Here is a 20,906-nt window from a genome sequence, read left to right on the forward strand (position 1 = left end):
ATGCTCAACCGCCGTACCCTCCTGACCACCGCCGCCCTGGGCAGCCTGCCGCTGGCCCTGCCCGAGGCCTTCGCGCAGGGCCGCAAGGACGCCCTGGTGCTGGGCATGACGCTGGAGCCGCCCGGCCTCGACCCGACCGCCAACGCCGCCGCCGCCATCGGCGAGATCACGCTCTACAACGTCTACGAGACGCTGACCAAGATCCACGACGACGGCAAGGTCACGCCCCTGCTGGCCGAGAGCTGGGAAGTCTCGCCCGACCTGCGCACCTACACCTTCAAGCTGCGCCGCGGCGTGAAGTTCCACAACGGCGAGCCCTTCAACGCGCAGGCCGTCAAGTTCTCCTTCGACCGCGCCGGCGGCGAGAAGAGCACCAACAAGGACAAGCGCACCTACGCCGCGCTGAGCACGCAGATCGTCGACGACTACACGGTGGTTCTGATCAACAAGGAGATCGACCCCAACCTGCCCTTCCTGCTGGGGCAGCCCACGGCCTCGATCATGGAGCCCAAGAGCGCACCCACCAACGCCACGCAGCCGGTGGGCACGGGCCCCTACACGCTGCAGAACTGGGTCAAGGGCGCCTCGCTCACGCTCACGGCCTGGCCTGAGTACCGCAATGCCTCGTCGATCAAGATCAAGCGGGCCACCTTCCGCTTCATCTCCGACTCGGCGGCGCAGGCCGCCTCGGTGCTGGCGGGCGACGTGGACGTGTTCACCTCCATCGGCACGCGCACGGTGGCGCAGTTCCGCAACAACCCGCAGTTCCAGGTGCTCCTGCGCGGCTCGCGCGCCAAGACCATCCTGGCCATCAACAGCAAGCACAAGCCGCTGGACGACGTGCGCGTGCGCCGCGCCATCCTGGCAGCGATCGACCGCAAGGCGGTGATCGCCGGCGCTGCCGACGGCTTCGGCGTGCCCATCGGCAGCCACTACGTGCCCGGTGCCGAGGGTTACGTGGACACCACCGCCGTCAATCCCTTCGACCCCGAGAAGGCCAGGAAGCTGCTGGCCGAAGCCGGCGTGAAGACGCCGCTGGAACTGACCATGACGCTGCCGCCACCGCCCTACGCACGCCAGGGCGGCGAGGTGATTGCCGCCATGCTGGCCAAGGTGGGGATCGTGGCCAAGCTGCAGAACGTGGAATGGGCCCAGTGGCTCAGCGGCACCTACGGCGGCGGCCACAACTACGACCTGACCATCGTCTCGCACGTCGAACCCTTCGATCTGGACAACTACACCAAGCCCGACTACTACTGGGGCTACAAGTCGCAGGCCTTCGACGGCATCTACAACAAGCTGGTCTCGACCGGCAACCCGGCCGAGCGTGCCAAGCTGCTGGGCGATGCTCAGCGCCTGCTGGCCGAAGATGCCGCCAACGGCTTTCTGTACCAGCCCCAGTTCCCCTCGGTGGCCAAGAAGGGCGTCAAGGGTCTGTGGACCGCCGTGCCCATCTTCTGCAACGACCTGTCGGCGATGAGCTGGTGAGCGCAGACGACCTGCATGCCCAGGACGCGGCCGACTGGCCGCCGCCTGCTGTGCGGGCACGCTGACCGGCCGACGGCCTCCTGAACGCCCGAACGCCTGAACGCTGCTCAGGAGAATTGCGAGGCCAGCATCTCGCGGGCCCGCGCGACGAACGCCGTCTCGCCGCGGCGCGGCGGCAACAGCTGGAACACCACCCGCGGCAGCGCCGGCAGCCCATGCGGCGGCACCAGGCGCGCCACGCCCTCGCACAGGGCGGACTCGTTGAGGCATGCCACGCCGAGGCCCGCCGCCAGCGCGGACTGCAGCCCCGCCACGCCCGAGGCCACGTGCGCCACGGTGTAGGGCACGCGCCGCCGCTGCAAAAGCCCCACGGTGAACTGATGCAGCGAGCAGGTGTCGGGCAGCACCAGCAGGCGCAGCGGCTCGCCGCGCGCGACGCGCAGGCCGGCGGCGCCCATCCAGGCCAGTGACTCTCGGCGCAGCACGGGCGCCTTTGCGTCCGCCTTGTCCCCCTGCCCCGCGACCCGCATCGTGACGCCCACGTCGAACTCGCCCTGCGCGTAGCCGGACTCGATCGCCCCGCTCTTCAGCACGCTCACATGCAGGCGCACCTGGGGGTAGCGTTCACCCAGGCGAGCGAGCAGGCGCGCCAGCTCTCCGGGGCGGAAGTAATCGGTGACGGCCAGGCGCAGCTCACCTTGCAGGGCTTCGCCGCGCAGATCGCGCAGGGCCTCGTCCGCCAGCGCCAGCAGTCGCTGCGCATAGGCCAGCAGGCGCGTGCCGGCCACCGTGGGCAGAACGCCGGACTTGCTGCGGCTGAGCAGGACTTGTCCGGCCCGTTCCTCCAGCTTGCGCATCTGCTCGCTCACGGCGGACTGCGACAGGAAAACCTGGGGCGCGGCCGCGGTGAGGCTGCCCGCCTCGACCACCGTGACGAAGGTCCTGAGCTGCTCCAGGTCGAAGGTCTGCATGCTTCATCCATTCGCTTAGCCGATGACATCCATCATATCTTCCCGCTTTTCGGATGGATTACCTTTCCGCAGAATGAAGTCCTCATCCCTTCAAGGACAAGCGCCATGCCTCACATCGTGATTCACCTGTCCGGCCAACCCGACGCCCAGCTCACACGCCGCGTCGTCGACACCGTGGCCGAGCTGACCCAGAGCGTGCTGGGCAAGAAGCTGGCCGTGATCGCCACCACCGTGCAGTACATTCCCGCCGACGCCTGGTTCATCGGCGGCCGCTCGCTGACCGAGCTCGGAAAGTCGGCTTTCCACCTGGACATCAGCATCACCGACGAGACGAACACCAAGGCCGAGAAAGCCCGCTACCTGCGAGAGATTTACGGCGCGCTGGCGGCACTGCGGAAGAACCTGCACGAAGTTTCCTACGTGCATCTCATCGACGCACGCGCCGCGGCCTATGGCTACGGCGGGCTGACGCAGGAGTATCGGCACCAGCAGGCGGGGGTGTAGGGGACCGTCGCGGCGAGGATGCGCCGGCGGCAGAATAGGCCGCATGCAAGACAGCCTGGGCAATCCCCTCACCTCGAGTGACCCCTCCAGCCTGCGCGCGGTCAATGACTTCGTCGAGGGCTTCGTCTCATGCGAAGCGCGCGCCGCCGACGTGCTCGCAGCCGCAAAGGACGACAGCCCGCTGGTACAGGCCTACTGCGCGACGCTGCACCTGTTCGCCGAGTCGCGCGATGCCGTTCCCAACGCACGGCCTTTCCTCGAGCGGGCGCAAGCCGGCGCGGCCCGTGCCACCCCGCGCGAGCGGCGCTACATCGAAGCCGTCGCCGCCTGGGCCGAGGGCGACATCACTCAGGCGATCGCCCTGCACCACGAGCAGGCCCGGGAACATCCGCGCGACCTGGCTTCGCTCAAGCTCGGGCAGTACCACTGCTTCAACATCGGCGACTGTCCCGGCATGCTGCGACTCGCGCTGGCGGCCCTGCCCGCCGCGGCCGACGTGCCCTATGTGCACGGCATGCTGGCCTTCGGCCAGGAGCAATGCCACCTGCTGCGCGAGGCCGAGGCCAGCGCGCGCCGCGCCATCGCGATGGTTCGCAAGGAGCCCTGGGCGCACCATGCCCTCGCCCACGTGATGCTGACCGAGGGACGGCTGGCCGAGGGCCTGGACTTCATGCGCAGCGTGAGCGACACCTGGACCGGTCTCAACTCTTTCATGGTCACGCACAACTGGTGGCACATGGCGCTCTTCCTGATCGACCTGGGTCGCGACGCCGAGGCGCTCGCCGTCTACGACGGGCAGGTGTGGGGCGTGGTCAAGGCGTACTCGCAGGACCAGATCGGCGCGGTCTCGCTGCTGGCCCGCCTGGAACTCGCCGGCATCGACGTGGGCGAGCGCTGGCAGGACCTTGCCGGCTACCTGGCCGGGCGGCTCGACGACCACGTTCTGCCCTTTCTCGATCTGCAGTACCTCTATGGCCTCGCACGTGCGGGGCGCCCCGAGGCGGGGCAGTTGCTGCACAACATCGAGGCGTTTGCGGCCGGCGCGCCGGCGTCCACGCATGCCGCCTGGGAACGCGTCTGCGTGCCCGCGGCCCGGGGCTTGCTGGCGCACGCGCGCGGCGATGCCGCCGGCACACTCGAGGGCCTCGGTCTGGCGCTGCCGCGCCTGGTGGAGATCGGCGGCAGCCATGCGCAACGCGACCTGTTCGAGCAGGTCTACCTCGATGCGCTGATCGCCAGCGGCACCGCCAGCACGCTGGCGAGCGCGCAGGGCCTTCTGCAGCAGCAGGTCAATGCCCAGCCCGAATCGCTGCGCCTGCGGCGCCGGGCCGACCAGGTCTATGCAGCTCTGGGGCTTCCGCGCCTGACGTTCAATGCGTCACCGCGTCGACGCTGAACGCCGCGCCGGGTGGCCCCGCCTGGGCGGGATGAGCCGGCGCGGCGGGATTGCTTGCAGCTTCTTCAGTGCGCGATGCGGTGCCACCAGCGGCTGTATTCCTCGTCGGTCGACAAAGTCCACAGCGCCAGCACCATAACGACCAGGCCCGTCACGACCGCGGTGAGCATCGCGTCGGCGTTGCCGTTGAAGCGCAGCACCCATGGCGACACCATCAGCCACAGCCCCAGCGCTGCTTCCGTCCACTCTTCCCATGCGCGCGGAAGGAGCATCGCGCCGAGCGCCGTGGCGATCAGCGCGATACCCACGATCACCGCATTCGGCATGGCGGCAGCGTTGCCGGAATAGCCCAGGATCCAGGGTGAGAGAACCAGCCAGGCACCCAGCGCGCCATTGACGGCGTCTTGCCAATGCTTCAGTTGGAACATGGTTGCACCTCCTGCCGGCGGGAATGCCGGTCTTTCTTGGAGCCTGTCCGCATGCCGGGGGTTCCGCCCGACATCACGGTCACCAGGTCCCACAACCGCGCCGAAAGAGCGCATCATCCGATCTGCAGAACCCGCGGCACGGGCTCGATGGAGGCAGATCGTGGCAAGGTTCAGGACGCTCCTGTGGCTCGGCGCGGGACTCGCCGCGGCGGGGGCGCTCGTTGCCGTTGCGGTCGACGAGTTGCGCACCGCGCGGCTGCAGTCCGCCTTCTGGCGCGATCTCGGGCGCGACGCGCACTTCAGCGTGGCCGCCGGCCCGAGCGACGCCCTGCGCTTTCCGCGGAGCGGTCCCTACGACGAGCGGCTCGGCTACAGGCGCATGCCCGAGTTCATCGAGCGGCTGGAGGCGCGCGGCTACCAGGTGACCGAACAGGCACGCATGTCGCCGCGCCTCGTGGCACTTTACGACCACGGCCTCTATGGCCCGTGGCGCGAGAAGAACCAGGCCGGACTCACGGTACGCGACTGCCGGGCCCGGACGCTGACGCAGACCCGTGTGCCGCAGCGCGTGTACGAACGCTTCGAGGACGTGCCGCCACTGCTGGTGGACGCCCTGCTCTTCGTCGAGGACCGCCACCTGCTCGACGCCGAGCCGGCCCAGCGCAATCCCGCGCTGGACCCGGAGCGCTTCGCCAAGGCCGGCTTCGAGCAATTGCAGCGAGCGCTGGGCCTGTCGCGCTCGGCTTCCGGCGGCAGCACGCTGGCCACCCAGATCGAGAAGTACCGCCATTCGCCCCACGGACGCACCGGGTCGGTCGGCGACAAGCTGCGGCAGATGACCACGGCCTCGCTGCGCGCGTACCACGGCGGCGAGGACACGCAACAGCGGCGCCGGCAAATCGTGGTCGATTACCTGGACACCGTGCCGCTGGGCGCGCGCCCGGGCTACGGCGAGGTGCACGGCGTGGGCGACGGCCTGTGGGCCTGGTACGGACGCGACATCGGTGAACTCAGTCGCCTGCTGGCCGACAACGCCGAGGGCGCCCGAGCCACGGAAGAGGCGCTCGAGCGCCAGGCCGAGGCCTTCAAGCAGGCGCTGTCGCTCATCATCGCCCAGCGGCGCCCCGCGCAGCACCTGCAGGACGATGGCGAGAGCCTGGGCCGGCTCACCGACAGCTACCTGCGTCTGATGGCCGACGCGGGCGTCATCGCGCCCTCCTTGCGGGATGCGGCGTTCAAGGCCAGGCTGAAGTGGATACGCGAGGTGCCGCCCGCGCCGCGGCCCGATTTCATCGGGCGCAAGGCACTGAACGCACTGCGCGGCGAGTTGTCCGCCTTGCTCGACGTGCACCGCACCTATGATCTCGAGCGCCTCGACCTCGAAATCGACGGCACCCTTCACGCCCCGGCGCAGGCCACCGCCGCCCATGCACTGATGCAGTTGCGCACGCCGGAAGCGGCCCGCGCCGCCGGCCTCTACGGGCACCATTTGCTGGGCACCGGCGACGATCCGCGCCACCTTGCCTACAGCTTCACGCTCTACGAACGCGCCGCCGGCAGGAACCTGCTGCGCATACAGGCCGACAGCGTCGACCAGCCTTTCGACATGAACCAGGGTGGGCGGCTCGATCTCGGCTCCACCGCCAAGCTGCGCACGCTGGTCACCTATCTCGAAGTGGTGGCCGAACTGCACGGGCGCTGGGCCGGGGCCGGCCAGGCCGCGATCTCCGCCTGGCAGCCGAGCGAGCGCGACCCCCTGGGCCGATGGGCCCGTCAGTACCTTCTGAACGAGGGCGATCGCGGCCTCGCGGCCATGCTGGAAGCGGCCATGCAACGCCGTTACTCGGCCGGCGAAGGTGAGGCCTTCTTCACCGGCGGCGGCCTGCACAGCTTCAGCAACTTCGATCGCACGCGCGGCGGACCGATGACGGTGCAGGAGGCCTTCCGGCACTCGGTCAACCTGGTGTTCATCCGGCTCATGCGGGACATCGTGCGCCATCGGATGTACGGCGAAGGCGCCACCGGCCGCCAGCTGCTGGAAGACCCGGCCGACCCGGGGCGGCGCGAGATGCTGGTGCTCTTCGCCGACCGCGAGGGCTCGGCCTACCTCACTCGCTTCCATCGCAAGTACAAGGACAAGTCGCCGGCCGAGGCGCAGGCCTTGCTGCTCAAGGGCCTGCGGCGGCCGACGGCGCCACGGCTGGCCAGCGTGCTGTTCAGCCTCGAACCCGAGGCCGACGAAGCGCAGCTGCAAGCGCTGCTGGTGCGCGAGCTCGGCCGCGGCGCCGAATCGCCACGCGCACTTCGCAAGATGCACGGGACCTATTCCGCCCTTTCGCTGGGCGACCGCGGCTACGTCGCCCGCGTGCATCCGCTGGAGCTGTGGCTGGTGGGCTACCTGCGCCGGCACCCCGGTGCCTCGTTGACCGAGGTGCTGGACGCCAGCGTGCAGGAGCGCCAGGACAGCTATGCCTGGCTCTTCAAGACGCGCCACAAGCGCGCGCAGGACCGCCGCATCCGCGAACTGATCGAGGACGATGCCTTCGCCCAGATCCACCGCACATGGCAGCGGCTGGGCTATCCCTTCGCCTCGCTGACGCCTTCCTATGCCACCGCGATCGGCGCCTCCGGCGACCGGCCGGCGGCATTGGCCGAGTTGATGGGCATCCTGGCCAACGACGGACGGCGGCTGCCGAAGCCCGGCGTGACCGCCTTGCACTTCGCACGCGGCACGCCTTACGAGACTCGGCTCGAAGCGCGCGTCGACAACCCGCAGCAGGTGCTGGCGCCGGAGGTCGCGCAGGCGGTGCGGCGAGCACTCGCCGATGTGGTGCGCAGCGGCACCGCGCGCCGGCTCTACGGCGCGCTGCCGGACGAGAACGGCAAGCCCATCGAGATCACCGGCAAGACCGGCACCGGCGACCGCCGCTTCCAGGTTTACGGGCGCGGCGGCCGCGTGATCGCCGAGCGCAAGGTCGAGCGCACGGCCACCTTCGCCTTCACCCTCGGCGATCGGTACTACGGCACGCTGGTCGCCTCGGTGCGGGAGCCCTATGCCGCCCGCTACCGTTTCACGAGCGCGCTGCCGGTGCAGTTGCTGAAGTCACTGGCGCCGCAACTGCTGCCGGTACTGCGGCAGGAAAGCTGCAGCGCACCGGAAGGCTCATGACTTGCGCAGGTGCCGCTCCTGGTCGTAGGTTGGCTGCGCCGGCAGGCCGTCGAGGTGGGCGGTGTCGGCCCAGTCCAGGATGTCGATCGCCGTGGGCCGCGCCGCATCGGCGACGCGGATGCGGTTGAATCCGGCATTGGGGATTTCGCTGCGGCGCGGACCATTGAGCCCCAGCCCGCGGGCGGTACGCCAGACCATGTCCAGCACGCCGCCATGCGTCACGACGATCACCGTCTTTCCCGCGTGCGTGGCCGCGAGGCTGCCGAGGGTCTCCATGACGCGGGCATGGAACTGCCGGGTCGACTCGCCCTCCGGCATGGCGTGGTCCTCGTTGAACTTGAGCCAGTCCTCCCACGCGCGCGGGTGCTGCGCCTGGATCTCCTCGGCCCGCATGCCTTCGACGAGGCCGAAGTTCTGCTCGCGCAGCGCGACGGAGGTGAGGATGTCGAGCCCGAGCTGCTGCGCGGCCGGCGCCGCCGTCTGCTGCGCCCGCATCAGGTCGCTGCTGACGAGGTGGTGCGCCGACTCGCGCGCCATGCGCAAGCCCAGGCGGCGTGCCTGCTCGTGGCCGGTGTCGTTGAGGGGAACGTCGATGTGCCCCTGGAATCGCAGCTCGCGGTTCCAGTCGGTTTCGCCGTGGCGGATCAGGATGAGTTCGATGGACATGGGGTGCGCCATTGTCCCCGCAATACGTGTCGGTGCTGCGTCCCTCGCATCGACGGACATGCGAAGCGGCCCGAGCAAAGCCGATTCGATGAGAATGCGGCGATGCCCCGACTTGTCCTGCTCCCCGGCCTCGCCTGCGACGAGCGCCTCTGGGAAGCCCAGCTTCCCGCCCTCCCAGCCCATCTCGACGTGCGCGTGAGCGACGTCCACATGCGGCACGAACGCATCGAGGCCATGGCCTCGGCCCTGCTGCGCGAGCATCCCGGCCCGCTGGTGCTGTGCGGCGCCTCGATGGGCGGCATGATCGCGATGGAGGCCGCGCGCCAGGCGCCGGAACGCATCGCCGGCCTGGCACTGCTGGGGACGAACCCGCGGCCCGAAACGCCGGAGATGTACGAGCTGCGCACCTCGGCGATCGAGCTCTTCGAGCGCGGCGAAGCGCGCGACGTGATCGAGTTCAACGCCGGCTTCGCCTTCCATCCCAACCAGGCCGCCGATGCCGCGCTGGTGCGCCGCTATGTGGAGCTGGTGCTGGATGCCGGCGCCGAGCAGTTGATCCGCCAGAACCGCGCCCTCATGGAGCGGCCCGACCAGCGCACGCACCTGGCCTCCTTGCGCTGCCCGGTGCTGATCATGTGCGGCGACAGCGACCGCCTCACCGCGCCCGAATGCTCGAGCGAGCTGGCCCAATTGATGCCGCACGCGGAACTGGTGTGGGTCGAGGCCTGCGGCCACATGCTGACGATGGAAAAGCCGGAGGTCGTCAATGCGACGCTGGTGCCCTGGCTGCGGCGCGTGATGCTCAGCTGATCTGCCCGCCCGTCTCGCGCACGTCGTCGTGCACCGTGAGTGCGGTCGCGACCGCGATGCGCAGCGCGTCGACCACCGTGTCCAACGACATGCTGGGCATGCCCGGAAGGCTCGCCGCCTGCTCCGGCAAGCAGGGGATGTGGATGAAGCCGCCGCGCAGGGCCGGCGCCGGGCGCGTCGCGATGCGATGCATCAAGCCGAAGAACAGGTGGTTGCAGACGAAGGTTCCGGCGCTGTTCGACACGGACGCCGGGATGCCGGCCGCACGCAGGGCGCGCACCATGGCCTTGATCGGCAGCGTCGAGAAATAGGCCGCGGGCGCGCCCGCCACCACCGGCTGGTCGATGGGCTGACAGCCCGCGTTGTCGCAGATGCGGCCATCGTCCACGTTGATCGCCACGCGCTCGGGCGTGATCTCGCTGCGCCCACCGGCCTGGCCGACACCGATCGCCAGCACCGGCTGCAGCTCGTCGATGGCCGCATCGAGCTCGCGCAGCGCGGCGCCGAAGACACAGGAGATGCGCCGCGCGTGCACCAGCGCGCCCTCGCAGCGCCAGCCGTCGAGCGCGCGAACCGCCTCCCACGAGGGATTGATCGCCTCCTTGTCGAAAGGCTCGAAGCCGGTCAGCAGGATATTCACGTCGCGGCGATCGCGATGCCTTCCGCTGTCAGGCGTTCGCGGATGCGGCGCGCGAAGGCGAGCGCGTGTGCGCCGTCGCCATGCAGGCAGACGGTCTGCGCATGGATCTCGACCACCGTGCCGTCGACCGCGCGCACCTGGTGGTCGCGCACCAGCGAGAGCGTCTGCGCCAGGGCCTGCGCCTCGTCCTCGATCAGCGCGCCGGGCCGGCTGCGCGGCACCAGGCTGCCATCGGGCATATAGCCCCGGTCGGCAAAGACCTCTTCCACCGGTGTCAGGCCGGCGCGCCGGGCCGCATCGATCATGCCGCTGCCAGCGAGGCCGAAGAAGCGCAGGCCGGGATCGAAGCGGCGCACGGCCTCGCACAGGGCCTCGGCCAGCACGGGGTCTTTCACGGCCTGGTTGTAGAGTGCGCCGTGCGGCTTGACGTGGGCCAGCGTGCCGCCCTCGGCCCGCACGATGGCGGCCAGGGCGCCGACCTGGTAGAGCATGCCGGCGATGATTTCTTCAGGCGGCAACTGCATTTCGCGGCGGCCGAAGTTCTCTCGGTCGGGGAAGCTGGGATGCGCGCCGATCGCCACGCCGTTGTCCAGCGCCCAGCGCACGCACTGCCGCATGGTCTTCGCGTCGCCGGCGTGCCAGCCGCAGGCGATGTTGGCCGAGCTCACGAGCTGCAGCAGGGCCTCGTCGTTGTCACAGCCTTCGCCGAGGTCGGCGTTGAGGTCAATCCGCATGGTGGCGTTCTCCTTGCGTCCCATTGTGCGCCGGCAGCATCCATCCCATGGCCGACAGGCCTTGGGTGACATGCGCCAGGTACTGCCGCTGCGCCGCCCAGGCCGCCAGCGCGGCTGTGGCGTCGACCTCGACCAGGCGCAGCCGCCCGTTGAGGGGCGCGCGCGCGAGCTTCCAGAGATCGGCGCGGATCACCACCCCGATGCGCGGATAACCTCCGGTGGTCTGCGCATCGCCCATCAGGATGATGGGCTGCCCCGACGGCGGGACCTGGATGGTCCCGGGGATCACGGCCGAGGACAGCATGTCGGTGTTGCGCTTGCGCTTGAGCTCCGGTCCTTCGAGCCGGTTGCCCATGCGGTTGCTTTGCGTGGTGACGCGCCAGGCCTCCCGCCACAGCAGTTCGCGCGAGGCGGTGGTGAATTGCTCGAACTCAGGGCCGGGCATGACGCGCAGGACCACGGTGCCGTCCTCCTGCGCGTCCCAGTCGGGCGCGCGAACGCCGAAGGACCGACGCGCCATGCGCGCCGCATCGAGGCGAGGCTGTCCCAGCGGCAGGCGGTCGCCTTTCTTCAGCGCGCGCCCCTGGTGGCCGCCGAAGCCGGCCTTGAGGTCGGTGCTGCGTGAACCGATGACCACGGGCTCGTCGATGCCGCCGGCGACCGCCAGCCAGCTTCGCAGGCCCACCTTGGCGCACCACTCGTTGGCCGCGCCCAGGCGCAACACCTGGCCGGGCGCGACCTGCACGCTCCAGCAGGGCCACAGTGGCGCGCCGTCGAGCCGTGCGCCGAAATCGTCGCCGGCCAGCGCGATGCGGGTGGGAGTGTCGAAGCGGATTTCGCAGCCACCCAGGGTGAGCTCCAGCCCCGCAGCGCCATCGGCATTGCCCACCAGGCGGTTGGCCAGCACCAGGCCCAGCGCATCGAGCGCACCGCCGGGGCAGATGCCCTGTTCGCGATGGCCGTAGCGGCCCAGGTCCTGCACGGAGGCAAGCGGACCGGGCCGCAGCACGGTGAGAGCGCCCGCTGCCGTCACAGCGCCACGCTTTCCACGACGAAGCGCACACGGTCGCCGGGGCGCAGCAGGGTGGGCTCCGCGGCGGCGGGATCGAAGAGTTCGAGCGGGGTGCGGCCGATCAGCTGCCAGCCGCCCGGCGAAACGAGCGGGTAGATGCCGGTCTGCGACCCGCCGATGCCCACGGAGCGGGCCGGCACCGCCACCCGGGGTTCGGCGCGCCGGGGCGTCGCCAGCTCCGGCGGCAGCCCTCCCATGAAGGCGAAGCCCGGCAGGAAGCCGAGCAGGTACACCACGTAGTCGCCGCTGCTGTGGCGCCTCACCACCTCAGCCGCAGTGAGCCCGGTGTGCGCCGCCACGTCAGCCAGGTCGGGACCGGCTTCGCCGCCATACACGACCGGGATGCGGATGTCACGCCCCTCGATGGCCATGCCTGCGAGCTGGGGCCAGGCGGACAGCACCTGCATTTCCAGCTCGGCCGCATCGACCTGCTCCGGATCGAAGAGGAGGCTCAGATTGTTCATGCCCGGCAGCACTTCGTGCACGCCGCGCCACTGCAGGGCCTCGCTGGCCAGCGCCCAGATCTGCTGCTGCTGCGCCAACGTGGCCGGCGGCGGCAACTCGCACAGCAGCGCCGCATCGCCCAGGGCGTGCAGGCGCGGCGGCGTCATTCGCGGCCCAGGCTGCGCACCTTGGAAAGCAGGCTTTCCTGCACGTCGCGCGAGACGAACTTGTCGACCTCTCCGCCGAGCACCGCGATCTCGCGCACGAAGGTGCTGGAGATGAACTGGTACTTGTCGCTGGGTGTCAGGAACACGGTCTCGACCTCCGGCATCAGCGAACGGTTCATGCCGGCGAGCTGGAACTCGTAGTCGAAGTCGGTGACGGCGCGCAGGCCGCGCACCATGGCCTTGCCGCCGCGCGCCACCACGAAGTCGCGCAAGAGGCCCGCAAAACTCTCGACGGTGACCTGGTCGCTGTAGGGCGCCACCGCCTTGCGCGCCATGTCGATCCGCTCCTGCAGCGTGAACATGGTCTTCTTGTGGTGGCCGGCGGCCACCGCGACGATGACCTTGGAAAACAGCTGGGTCGCACGCCGCACCACGTCTTCGTGGCCGAGCGTCATGGGGTCGAATGTACCGGGGTACACCGCGATCACGTTGCTGGACATGGTTGCTTCCTCTGGTGCAGCCGATGCGGCCGGGTTCGGGCGGATTATGCAGTGCTGCCGGACACGCGCACCAGGAGATGGGCATGCACCGCACCGGCCTTGAGATGACGGCAGGGCGTGAGACCGAAATCGGTGAGCTCATCGTCACCCCAGCGGCGTGCCGCCTCGAGGTAGACCACGCCGTCGGGACGCAGCGCACGTACCCCGGCGCGCAGCGCCGGTTCGTAGAGCTGCGGGTGGTCGAAAGGCGGGTCGAGGAACACGGCATGCACGCTACCCGCCGGTACGCGCTCCAGGGCCGTCACGCCGTTGCCGCGCTCGATGCGCACGGCCTCGGCGTCGAGCTTCGTCTTCAGAGCCTGCATCTGCGCGATCAGCGCGGCATCCTGCTCGCACAGCAGCACCGAGGCGGCACCGCGCGACGCCGCTTCGAAGCCGAGCGCACCGGTGCCCGCGAAGACGTCGACGCAATGCCACCCGGGCAGTTCGCCGCCGCTGGCACCCGCCAGGCTGGCGAGCCAGTTGAAGAGGGTTTCGCGCACCCGGTCGGGCGTGGGGCGCAGGCCGGGCTTGTCGACCACGGCGAGCCGCGTGCGCTTCCATTCGCCGCCGATGATGCGGAGTTCGTGGCGACGCGCGCCGTGCTTCTGCTTGGTCGTGGTCGCCACGGTTCAGGGCCTTGCGCCGACGACGACCGTCACCATGCGATCAGGCTGCAGCTTGCGCGCGAAGGCGGCCTTGATGTCGGCCACGGTGACGGCATTCATGCGGGCGGTCCAGGTCTCGAGGTAATCGAGCGGCAGGTCGTTCCAGGCGATGTTGGCGACGTTGCTCAGCAGCTTGCGATTGCTGTCGAGCAGCAACGGGAAACCGCCGATCAGGTTGTCCTTGGCGGCCTTGAGTTCGGCCGCCGTGGGGCCTTCGGCGACGAACTTCGCGACCACCTCGCGCGCCACCTTCACGGCCGCGTCGGCCTGGTCGGGACGCGTCTGGAAGCCGATGCGGAAGGCACCCGCATGCAGGCCCGGCGAGAAGCTGCTGTAGACGCTGTAGGCCAGGCCGCGCTTTTCGCGCACCTCCTCGGTCAGTCGCGAGACGAAACCGCCGCCACCGAGGATGTAGTTCCCGAGCGTGAGGGCGAAATGGTCAGGATCGCTGCGCGGATAACCAGGCTGCCCGATCCAGACATGGGCCTGGGCCGAGTCGAAGGGCAGGCGCTCTTCCTTGGAAGCCGCGAGCGGCGCTACCTCGGGCGCCGGCGGCAACGGGGCGCAAGTACCGGCCGGCTCGGGCAGGCGCGAAAGCAGCGCGGCGGCGATCGTGTCGGCCTGCGCGCGCGTGACGGCGCCCACGATGCTGAGCTTGGCCCGGCACGGCTGGATCAGTTGCTCGTAGCGCTGGCGCATTGCGGCCGTGTCGATGCGTGCGAGGGTGGCTTCGGTCACGTCCTGCCCATAAGGATGGCTGCCGTAGACGGCCTGGCCGAAGGTCCGGCTGGCCAGGGTCGCGGGCTTGGTGTTGGCCTCGCGGATGGCGGCATTGAGCCGCTCGCGCTCGCGCTGCCACACGTCTTCCGGGAAGGAAGGCTCGCCGATCTCGCGCGCGGCCAGGCGCACCGCCTTGTCGAGCAAGGCCGGCGTGGCGAGCGTGCGCAGCGAGAAGCTCATGCGGTCCGTGCCGGCGCTGGCGTCGAAGTTGGCGCCGAGGTCTGCCCAAGCCTCGCCCAGGGCGTTCTGGTCCATCGCGGGGTCGCTGCCGTTCGCGCGAATGCCCTTTTCGACCATGCCGGCGGTCACGCCGGCCAGCCCGGCCTGCGCCGCGGGGTCGCGCCGGCTGCCGGCGTCGAAGTCGATCTGCACGTCGACGATGGGCAGGGCGTCGGTAGCGGCCAGGTAAACCTTGGCACCGTTGGACAGCGTCCATTGCTCGATCGGGACAGCGGCCTGCGCTGCGGCCGCCGCCAGCGCGAAGGCGAGGCACACCAGGGGCCGGGTGGGGTTTCGAAGATTCTGCATGATGCACCGGCTCGTCGTCTTCATCGCAGGTCTCCCGCGGGCGCAGCGAAGCCGCGTCCGCGGCGCTGGGGATCGGGCGGCAACGGTCGCAGCGTTGCGGCGGTCAACTGGTCGTCGCCGAAGTACCTGGCGGCCACGGCCTGCACCTCGGCCGCCGTGACCTTCTGCAGCCGCGCGATCATGCGCGCGCTGGCGTCGAGCGGCAGGCCCTGGATCCAGTTGCTGCCGAGTTCGCGTGCCTGCGCCATGACGGAATCGAGCTTGTAAGTTTCGCTGGCGGTCCATTGGGTCTTGACCCGGGCCAGTTCGGCCTCGCCGATGCCTTCACGGGCGATCTTGTCGACCTGCGCGCGCAGGGCGGCCTCGACCGCCTCCGGCGTCTTGCCCGCGGCGGGCACGCCATCCAGCACGAAAAGCTGCGGACCGCGGCCGACGAAGCCGGCGTAGGCACCGGCCCCATCGGCCACCCGATCCGGTCCCTGGGTGAGCGCACGGTCCAACCGCGCGCCAGGATAGCCGTCGAGCACGGCGGACAGCACCAGCAGGGCATAGGAATCGCTCGCGCCGTCGAACTGGTCGGTGGCCGGAATCTGCGGCACGCGAAACGCCAGGGACACGTAGGCCTGCTCGGCCGGCGCCTTGAACTCGATGCGCCGGATGCCGCGCTGCGGCGGCTCGATACGAGGCTTGCGCTCGGGCACCGCACGGCCGGGAATGCGACCGTAATACTTCTCGGCGAGGGCGCGCACCCTGTCGACATCGACATCGCCGGCCACCACCACCGCTGCATTGGCCGGCACGTACCATCTCTCGTAGAAGGCACGGGCATCGGCCGGGGTCATCGCGTCGAGGTCGCTCATCCAGCCGACCACGGGGCGTTGGTAGGGCGAAGCGATGAAGACGGCGGCGTTCTGCTGCTCGCCGAGGAGCGCGCGCGGCTGGTCCTCGGTGCGCAGGCGGCGCTCCTCCTTGACCACCTCGATCTCGCGTTTGAACTCCTCGTCCGGCCACTGGTTGTTGGCGAAGCGGTCGGACTCCAGCGCCATCACCTGCTCCAGCTTGTCGGCCGGGATCTGCTGGTAGTAGCCGGTGTAGTCGCGCGTGGTGAAGGCATTCTCGCGCCCGCCCAGCGCTGCCACGCGGCGCGAGAACTCGCCGGGCTTGAGCGTCTTCGTGCCCTTGAACAGCATGTGCTCGAGCACGTGCGCCACGCCGGAGGTGCCGTCGACCTCGTCGACGGAACCGACCCGGACCCAGACCATCTGCACGGCCGTCGGGGCACGGCGGTCCGGCTTGACGATCAGGGTCATGCCGTTGGCAAGGGTGAATTGGCGAGCCTGGGTGGCTGGACTTGCGGCCGGCGCGTCGGTGGCAGGCGCAGGAGGGGTCTGCGCCAGCGCGGGGCCGGCCCACAGCGCCATCAGCACCGAAGCCAGCACCGCACCAGACGCAGCGCGGCGTGGCGAGGGGTGTTTCATAGAATGGCTCGGATTGTAAAAACGCTCCGATGTTCAGTTTCTTCAAGAAAAAGCCGCCGGCCGAAAGTCCTGCACCGACGCCGGCCCCAGCCGCCCCGCAGGCGGAGGCGCCCGCAGAGCCGCCTGCGCCCGTGAGGTCGATGTTCTCGCCGTCCACCTGGTTCGGCGGCAAGCCCGCGGTGGCGGAGCCCCCTGTCCCCGTAGCGGCTCCTGTGGCGCCGCCCCCGGTTGCGCCGGCAGTCGTCCCACCCGTCGCGCCGCCTGTCACGCCGCCTGTCACGCCGCCTGTCACGCCGCCTGTCACGCCGCCCGCTGCGGCGCCGACCGCACCGGCTGAAACGCCGCCCCCGCCCGCCCCGATCGCGCCGCCGATTGCTGCCCTTGCGCCCATAACAGTCGAAGCCCCTGCCCCCGAGCGCACCAGCTGGCTCGGCAAGCTCAAGGCCGGCCTGCGCAAGACCGGCAACGGCATCACGGCCGCCTTCGTCAACGCCCAGATCGACGACGAGCTCTACGAGGAACTCGAAGCCGCGCTCCTGATGGCCGACACCGGCGTCAAGGCCACCGAATACCTGCTGGAGGACCTGCGCAAGCGCGTGCGCAGCAACATGGCGACCGAGGCCTCGCAAGTCAAGCTGCTCCTCGCCGACGCCATCGCCGACTTGCTGCGTCCGCTCGAGAAGACGCTGGTCATCGGCGAGCACACGCCCACCGTGATCATGGTGGCGGGCGTCAACGGCGCAGGCAAGACCACCTCGATCGGCAAGCTGACCCGGCACCTGTCCAACGAGGGTGCGGCAGTGCTGCTGGCGGCCGCAGACACCTTCCGCGCGGCGGCGCGGGAACAGTTGCTGGTCTGGGCCGACCGCAACACGGTAGAGATCGTGAGCCAGGAGGGCGGCGACCCGGCCGCGGTGAGTTTCGATGCCGTCAACGCCGGCAAGGCACGCGGCAAGGACGTGGTGCTGGTCGACACGGCCGGCCGGCTGCCTACCCAACTGCACCTGATGGACGAGCTCAAGAAGATCAAGCGCGTCGTCACCCGGGCCGAAGCCACGGCGCCCCACGAGGTGCTGCTGGTCATCGACGGCAACACCGGCCAGAACGCACTGGCCCAGGTCAAGGCCTTCGACGAGGCGCTGGGCCTGACCGGGCTGGTCATCACCAAGCTGGACGGGACCGCCAAGGGCGGCGTGCTGTGCGCCATCGCCCGCGAGCGGCCGGTCCCGGTGTACTTCATCGGCGTCGGAGAGAAGCTGGAGGACCTGGAGACCTTCAATGCACGTGAGTTCGCCCAGGCCTTGATGGGATAGGGCCGGTCTGGCATCCTCCCCGCCGGCCGCCGAGCCTCAGGAATAGCCATGCACACCGCCGCCCCCCCCCTGTCGGGCACCGACCGCAAGGTCGACCGCCTCCTTGCCCACTACGGCGAAAGCCACCAGCATCCGACCAACGAGGCGATCCACATGGCGGCGATCCCGGCGATCATGCTCAGCCTCCTCGGCCTGCTGTTCGGCTTGCACCCCTGGGTGGCCTACGCCTTCGTAGCCGCCAGCCTGGTGTACTACCTGATGCTGCGCTCCCTGCCCTTCGTGCTGGCCATGGTGGCATGCACCGCCGTGGCGCTGGCCGCGGTCCATGCCATGGGGGACCTTGTGGTTCCGATCTGCGCCACCATTTTCGTCGTGGCGTGGATCTTTCAGTTCGTCGGCCACAAGATCGAAGGCAGGAAGCCCTCCTTCTTCGAGGACATCCAGTACCTCTGGGTCGGCCCCCTGTTCGTACTCTCCAGGCTCTTTATCCGGCTCGGGGTGCGCTGGTAGGGCGAGACACGCCGCGCGGCCCCTTCAGCCGCTGTCCTACGTGTCGCGCCAGCATGGCCGGAATAGCCTGCGACTATTGTTTCCATTGGCAGCGCAGGGGAACCCTTTGCTTAGCACTCCCTCCAATCGAGTGCTAATATGCCTTTGAACGAAGGAGTTTCCTCAATGACAGTCTTGTCCGGAGCCCCCGCCAACCAGCTCGCCGTCGCCAATCCTTGGTCGATGGTGCCTTCGCTGGGTAACCTGGACGCCTACATTTCGGCCGCCAACCGCCTGCCCTTGTTGACGCAGGAGGAAGAGCAGACCTATGCCCGGCGTCTGCGCGACCACAACGATCTCGAAGCCGCGGGTGCGCTGATCCTGTCTCACCTGCGCCTGGTCATTTCCATTTCCCGCCAGTACCTGGGTTACGGCCTGCCGCATGGCGACCTGATCCAGGAGGGCAATGTCGGCCTGATGAAGGCGGTCAAGCGCTTCGACCCCGATCAGGGTGTGCGCTTGGTCAGCTACGCGATGCATTGGATCAAGGCCGAGATTCACGAGTACATCCTGAAGAACTGGCGCATGGTCAAAGTTGCTACGACCAAGGCGCAGCGCAAGCTGTTCTTCAACCTGCGCTCGATGAAGCAGGGCTTCAAGGCCGATTCCGCCGACGGCGACACGCACCGCGACACCTTGAGTTCGGACGAGGTTTCCCAGGTCGCGAGCCGCCTGAATGTGAAGCCCGAGGAAGTGCTGGAGATGGAAACTCGCATGTCGGGCGGCGACGTGCTGCTCGACCCGAGCCCGTCGGATGACGGCGATGAAGGCTTCGGCCCTATCGCCTACCTGGCGGACGCCTCGCAGGAGCCGACGGCCCAGCTCGAATCGCGCCAGCGCGACCGCCTGTCGACAGACGGCATCTCCACCGCCCTGGCGACGCTGGACGACCGCAGCCGTCGCATCGTGGAAGAGCGCTGGCTCAAGGTCAACGACGACGGCTCCGGCGGCATGACGCTGCACGAGCTGGCCGAGGTCTACAAGGTCAGCGCCGAACGCATCCGCCAGATCGAAGTGGCGGCAATGAAGAAGATGAAGAAGGCGCTGGCAGACTTCGCCTGATCCAGCCTCCTTTTTCCATCCGACAAAAGCCCGGCCTGCCGGGCTTTTCTTATGGCTTCGCCAGCGTACGCAACGCCCGCCGGACGATGTATCGGGTCTGCAGCGGCGTCTCGGGCCCTTCCAGCCAGCGCGAGCAGGTTTCTTCCACCCATTCGGGCTGGGTCCGACTGGCATCGTTCAGCCAGTTCGCGACCGAGTTCTGCACATAGCGGCTGGGATCCGCCCGCAAGGCCTCCAGCAGCGGCTGAGCCAGCCAGGGCTCGGCCTTCAGCCGCTCGATCTGGGCGCACCAAACGCCGCGGGGCCGGGTCAATTCACTGGCGAAGCGGCGAATGTTCGGATCGGGATCGAGCACCCAGGGCTGCAGTAGCGCCAGCGCCTCATCGAGCGAAGCGATGGTCGAGTCGCGCACCGCCATCCAGGCCATCTCTCGCACGCCGAAATGCGGATCGGCAGCGAAGCGGCGCACCGCCACCAACTGCGCCGGGAGCGCCAGCCCCGACAGTGGGACCCACTGCGTCGCCCAGCAGCGCGCCACATCGCTGGGGTGCGTGGCCAGCCGATGTGCCACCGCATCACGTTCGGCATGCAGCGCCGTCAGGTCGTAGAGCGCCCGCGAGATGTGGCCGTGACGCTGCAGGGGCTTGAAGGCCGACAGCATTGCCAAGGTGTCGACCAAGCGCTCGCTCTGGGGATCCAGGCCCAGGTGCGCGGCCACGCTGCGCGCGAGACGTGGCAGTTCAAGCGCCATGAACTCGTTGAGGTTGACCGTCTCCAGGAGCCCGTCGTTGAGCGCCTCCAGCACCTCAGGCGGGATCAGGGCGATGCGAGAGGCGCCCTTGCGCTGCCTCAGGTGTTCGACGCCCGCCACAACCACAGCCGCGCGCCTCAGGAAGACTTGAGCAGCATTTTCACGTCCGACACCATGGCCGGCACGCCCGCGCCATAGCGCGCATAGAGCCGCAGGCGGCCCTCGGTGTCGTAGACGAAGCTGGCGGCCGAGTGGTCCATCGAATAGCTGGTCGGCGTCTTGCCTTCGACCTTCTTGTAGTAGACCTTGTAGTCCTTGGCCAACGCGGCCAGCTGCTCCGGCGTGGGGATGAGGGCAACGAAGGCCGGGTCGAACGCGCTCATGTAGGCCTTCATGACCTCGGGCGTGTCGCGCTCGGGGTCGACCGTGACGAAGACCACCTGCAGCTTGTTGCCGTCGCTGCCGAGTTGCTGCTTGACCTGCGCCATCTCCGTCATCGTGGTCGGACAGACATCGGGGCACTGGGCGTAGCCGAAGAACATCACGACCACCTTGCCCTTGAAGTCGGCCAGCGTGCGCTGCTTTCCTTCGGCATCGGTGAGCGAAAAGCCCTTGGCATAGTCCGCCCCTGTGATGTCGACGGCGTTGAAGCTGGGCTTGTTCTCCGAGCAGGCCGCCAGGCCAAGCCCGGCCGCGGCGGCGAGCCCGGTCCAGCCCATCAGCCGCAGCGCCTGCCGCTTGTTCATCGA

At 69.2% G+C, this 20,906-nt stretch carries 21 protein-coding genes; 8 read left to right on the forward strand and 13 right to left on the reverse strand.

The window, feature by feature from the left end:
- Positions 1–1,488 carry an ABC transporter substrate-binding protein gene (locus ABEA07_RS07345; RefSeq protein ID WP_345536871.1) on the forward strand — a complete coding sequence of 496 codons (1,488 nt, stop codon included), beginning with the start codon at positions 1–3 and terminating at the stop codon, positions 1,486–1,488.
- 107 nt (positions 1,489–1,595) lie between these two features.
- Here ABEA07_RS07345 and ABEA07_RS07350 read toward each other — a convergent pair whose 3' ends face one another.
- Entirely contained in the window at positions 1,596–2,459 is an 864-nt protein-coding gene (locus ABEA07_RS07350) for a LysR family transcriptional regulator (protein WP_345536872.1), read from the reverse strand.
- Positions 2,460–2,564: 105 nt separating this feature from the next.
- On the opposite strand from ABEA07_RS07350, the gene ABEA07_RS07355 reads away from it, so the two are divergent.
- Positions 2,565–2,963: a tautomerase family protein gene (locus ABEA07_RS07355; RefSeq protein WP_345536873.1), complete on the forward strand. Its 399-nt coding sequence runs from the start codon at positions 2,565–2,567 to the stop codon at positions 2,961–2,963.
- A 43-nt stretch (positions 2,964–3,006) separates the two neighbouring features.
- Positions 3,007–4,359, forward strand: coding sequence for a tetratricopeptide repeat protein (locus tag ABEA07_RS07360; RefSeq protein ID WP_345536874.1), 1,353 nt, complete (start codon positions 3,007–3,009; stop codon positions 4,357–4,359).
- A gap of 65 nt (positions 4,360–4,424) precedes the next feature.
- On the opposite strand, the gene ABEA07_RS07365 is transcribed toward ABEA07_RS07360, so the two are convergent.
- Positions 4,425–4,787, reverse strand: a complete 363-nt coding sequence (locus ABEA07_RS07365) for an SPW repeat protein (protein WP_345536875.1) — start codon at positions 4,785–4,787, stop codon at positions 4,425–4,427.
- A 160-nt stretch (positions 4,788–4,947) separates the two neighbouring features.
- Between ABEA07_RS07365 and ABEA07_RS07370 the strand changes: the two genes are divergently transcribed.
- On the forward strand, positions 4,948–7,956 hold the full coding sequence (locus ABEA07_RS07370; RefSeq protein ID WP_345536876.1) for a transglycosylase domain-containing protein: 3,009 nt from the start codon (positions 4,948–4,950) through the stop codon (positions 7,954–7,956).
- Here ABEA07_RS07370 and ABEA07_RS07375 read toward each other — a convergent pair.
- Complete coding sequence (locus ABEA07_RS07375; protein ID WP_345536877.1) at positions 7,951–8,622, reverse strand: histidine phosphatase family protein; 672 nt, start codon at positions 8,620–8,622, stop codon at positions 7,951–7,953. The genes ABEA07_RS07370 and ABEA07_RS07375 overlap by 6 nt on opposite strands.
- A 102-nt stretch (positions 8,623–8,724) precedes the next feature.
- On the opposite strand from ABEA07_RS07375, the gene ABEA07_RS07380 reads away from it, so the two are divergent.
- A complete protein-coding gene (locus ABEA07_RS07380; RefSeq protein ID WP_345536878.1) occupies positions 8,725–9,432 on the forward strand; it encodes an alpha/beta fold hydrolase in 708 nt (235 codons plus the stop codon).
- Here ABEA07_RS07380 and pcp read toward each other — a convergent pair.
- From pcp to ABEA07_RS07420, 8 genes are read right to left on the reverse strand one after another with little or no spacing between them, the layout of a single operon-like run.
- Positions 9,425–10,072 (reverse strand): pyroglutamyl-peptidase I, encoded by a 648-nt coding sequence (gene pcp, locus ABEA07_RS07385; protein WP_345536879.1) that lies wholly within the window; start codon positions 10,070–10,072, stop codon positions 9,425–9,427. The genes ABEA07_RS07380 and pcp overlap by 8 nt on opposite strands.
- Complete coding sequence (gene pxpA, locus ABEA07_RS07390; RefSeq protein WP_345536881.1) at positions 10,069–10,806, reverse strand: 5-oxoprolinase subunit PxpA; 738 nt, start codon at positions 10,804–10,806, stop codon at positions 10,069–10,071. The genes pcp and pxpA overlap by 4 nt, the downstream gene beginning before the upstream one ends.
- Positions 10,796–11,839 carry a 5-oxoprolinase subunit C family protein gene (locus ABEA07_RS07395; protein WP_345536882.1) on the reverse strand — a complete coding sequence of 348 codons (1,044 nt, stop codon included), beginning with the start codon at positions 11,837–11,839 and terminating at the stop codon, positions 10,796–10,798. Before ABEA07_RS07395 ends, pxpA begins: the two co-directional genes overlap by 11 nt.
- Complete coding sequence (gene pxpB, locus ABEA07_RS07400; protein ID WP_345536883.1) at positions 11,836–12,489, reverse strand: 5-oxoprolinase subunit PxpB; 654 nt, start codon at positions 12,487–12,489, stop codon at positions 11,836–11,838. Before pxpB ends, ABEA07_RS07395 begins: the two co-directional genes overlap by 4 nt.
- Entirely contained in the window at positions 12,486–12,989 is a 504-nt protein-coding gene (gene coaD / locus ABEA07_RS07405; RefSeq protein ID WP_345536884.1) for a pantetheine-phosphate adenylyltransferase, read from the reverse strand. Before coaD ends, pxpB begins: the two co-directional genes overlap by 4 nt.
- A 44-nt stretch (positions 12,990–13,033) precedes the next feature.
- Complete coding sequence (locus tag ABEA07_RS07410; RefSeq protein ID WP_345536885.1) at positions 13,034–13,657, reverse strand: RsmD family RNA methyltransferase; 624 nt, start codon at positions 13,655–13,657, stop codon at positions 13,034–13,036.
- Between the two features lie 3 nt (positions 13,658–13,660).
- Positions 13,661–15,004: a M16 family metallopeptidase gene (locus ABEA07_RS07415; RefSeq protein WP_345536886.1), complete on the reverse strand. Its 1,344-nt coding sequence runs from the start codon at positions 15,002–15,004 to the stop codon at positions 13,661–13,663.
- Between the two features lie 20 nt (positions 15,005–15,024).
- Positions 15,025–16,482, reverse strand: a complete 1,458-nt coding sequence (locus ABEA07_RS07420) for a M16 family metallopeptidase (protein WP_345536887.1) — start codon at positions 16,480–16,482, stop codon at positions 15,025–15,027.
- Between the two features lie 29 nt (positions 16,483–16,511).
- On the opposite strand from ABEA07_RS07420, the gene ftsY reads away from it, so the two are divergent.
- The 3 genes from ftsY to rpoH all read left to right on the forward strand — a co-directional run bounded on the left by ftsY (position 16,512) and on the right by rpoH (position 19,406).
- Positions 16,512–17,795: a signal recognition particle-docking protein FtsY gene (ftsY, locus tag ABEA07_RS07425; protein ID WP_345536888.1), complete on the forward strand. Its 1,284-nt coding sequence runs from the start codon at positions 16,512–16,514 to the stop codon at positions 17,793–17,795.
- 48 nt (positions 17,796–17,843) lie between these two features.
- A complete protein-coding gene (locus ABEA07_RS07430; RefSeq protein ID WP_345536889.1) occupies positions 17,844–18,305 on the forward strand; it encodes an Mpo1 family 2-hydroxy fatty acid dioxygenase in 462 nt (153 codons plus the stop codon).
- A 165-nt stretch (positions 18,306–18,470) separates the two neighbouring features.
- Positions 18,471–19,406 (forward strand): RNA polymerase sigma factor RpoH, encoded by a 936-nt coding sequence (gene rpoH / locus ABEA07_RS07435; protein ID WP_345536891.1) that lies wholly within the window; start codon positions 18,471–18,473, stop codon positions 19,404–19,406.
- A 49-nt stretch (positions 19,407–19,455) separates the two neighbouring features.
- Here rpoH and ABEA07_RS07440 read toward each other — a convergent pair whose 3' ends face one another.
- Together ABEA07_RS07440 and ABEA07_RS07445 are read right to left on the reverse strand one after the other, a co-directional pair.
- Positions 19,456–20,283 carry a DNA alkylation repair protein gene (locus tag ABEA07_RS07440; protein WP_345536892.1) on the reverse strand — a complete coding sequence of 276 codons (828 nt, stop codon included), beginning with the start codon at positions 20,281–20,283 and terminating at the stop codon, positions 19,456–19,458.
- Between the two features lie 11 nt (positions 20,284–20,294).
- Complete coding sequence (locus ABEA07_RS07445; protein WP_345536893.1) at positions 20,295–20,903, reverse strand: SCO family protein; 609 nt, start codon at positions 20,901–20,903, stop codon at positions 20,295–20,297.
- Positions 20,904–20,906 lie beyond the last annotated feature (3 nt).

The sequence above is a fragment of the Variovorax defluvii genome, assembly GCF_039541515.1.
Taxonomy (GTDB): Bacteria; Pseudomonadota; Gammaproteobacteria; order Burkholderiales; family Burkholderiaceae_C; genus Variovorax; species Variovorax defluvii.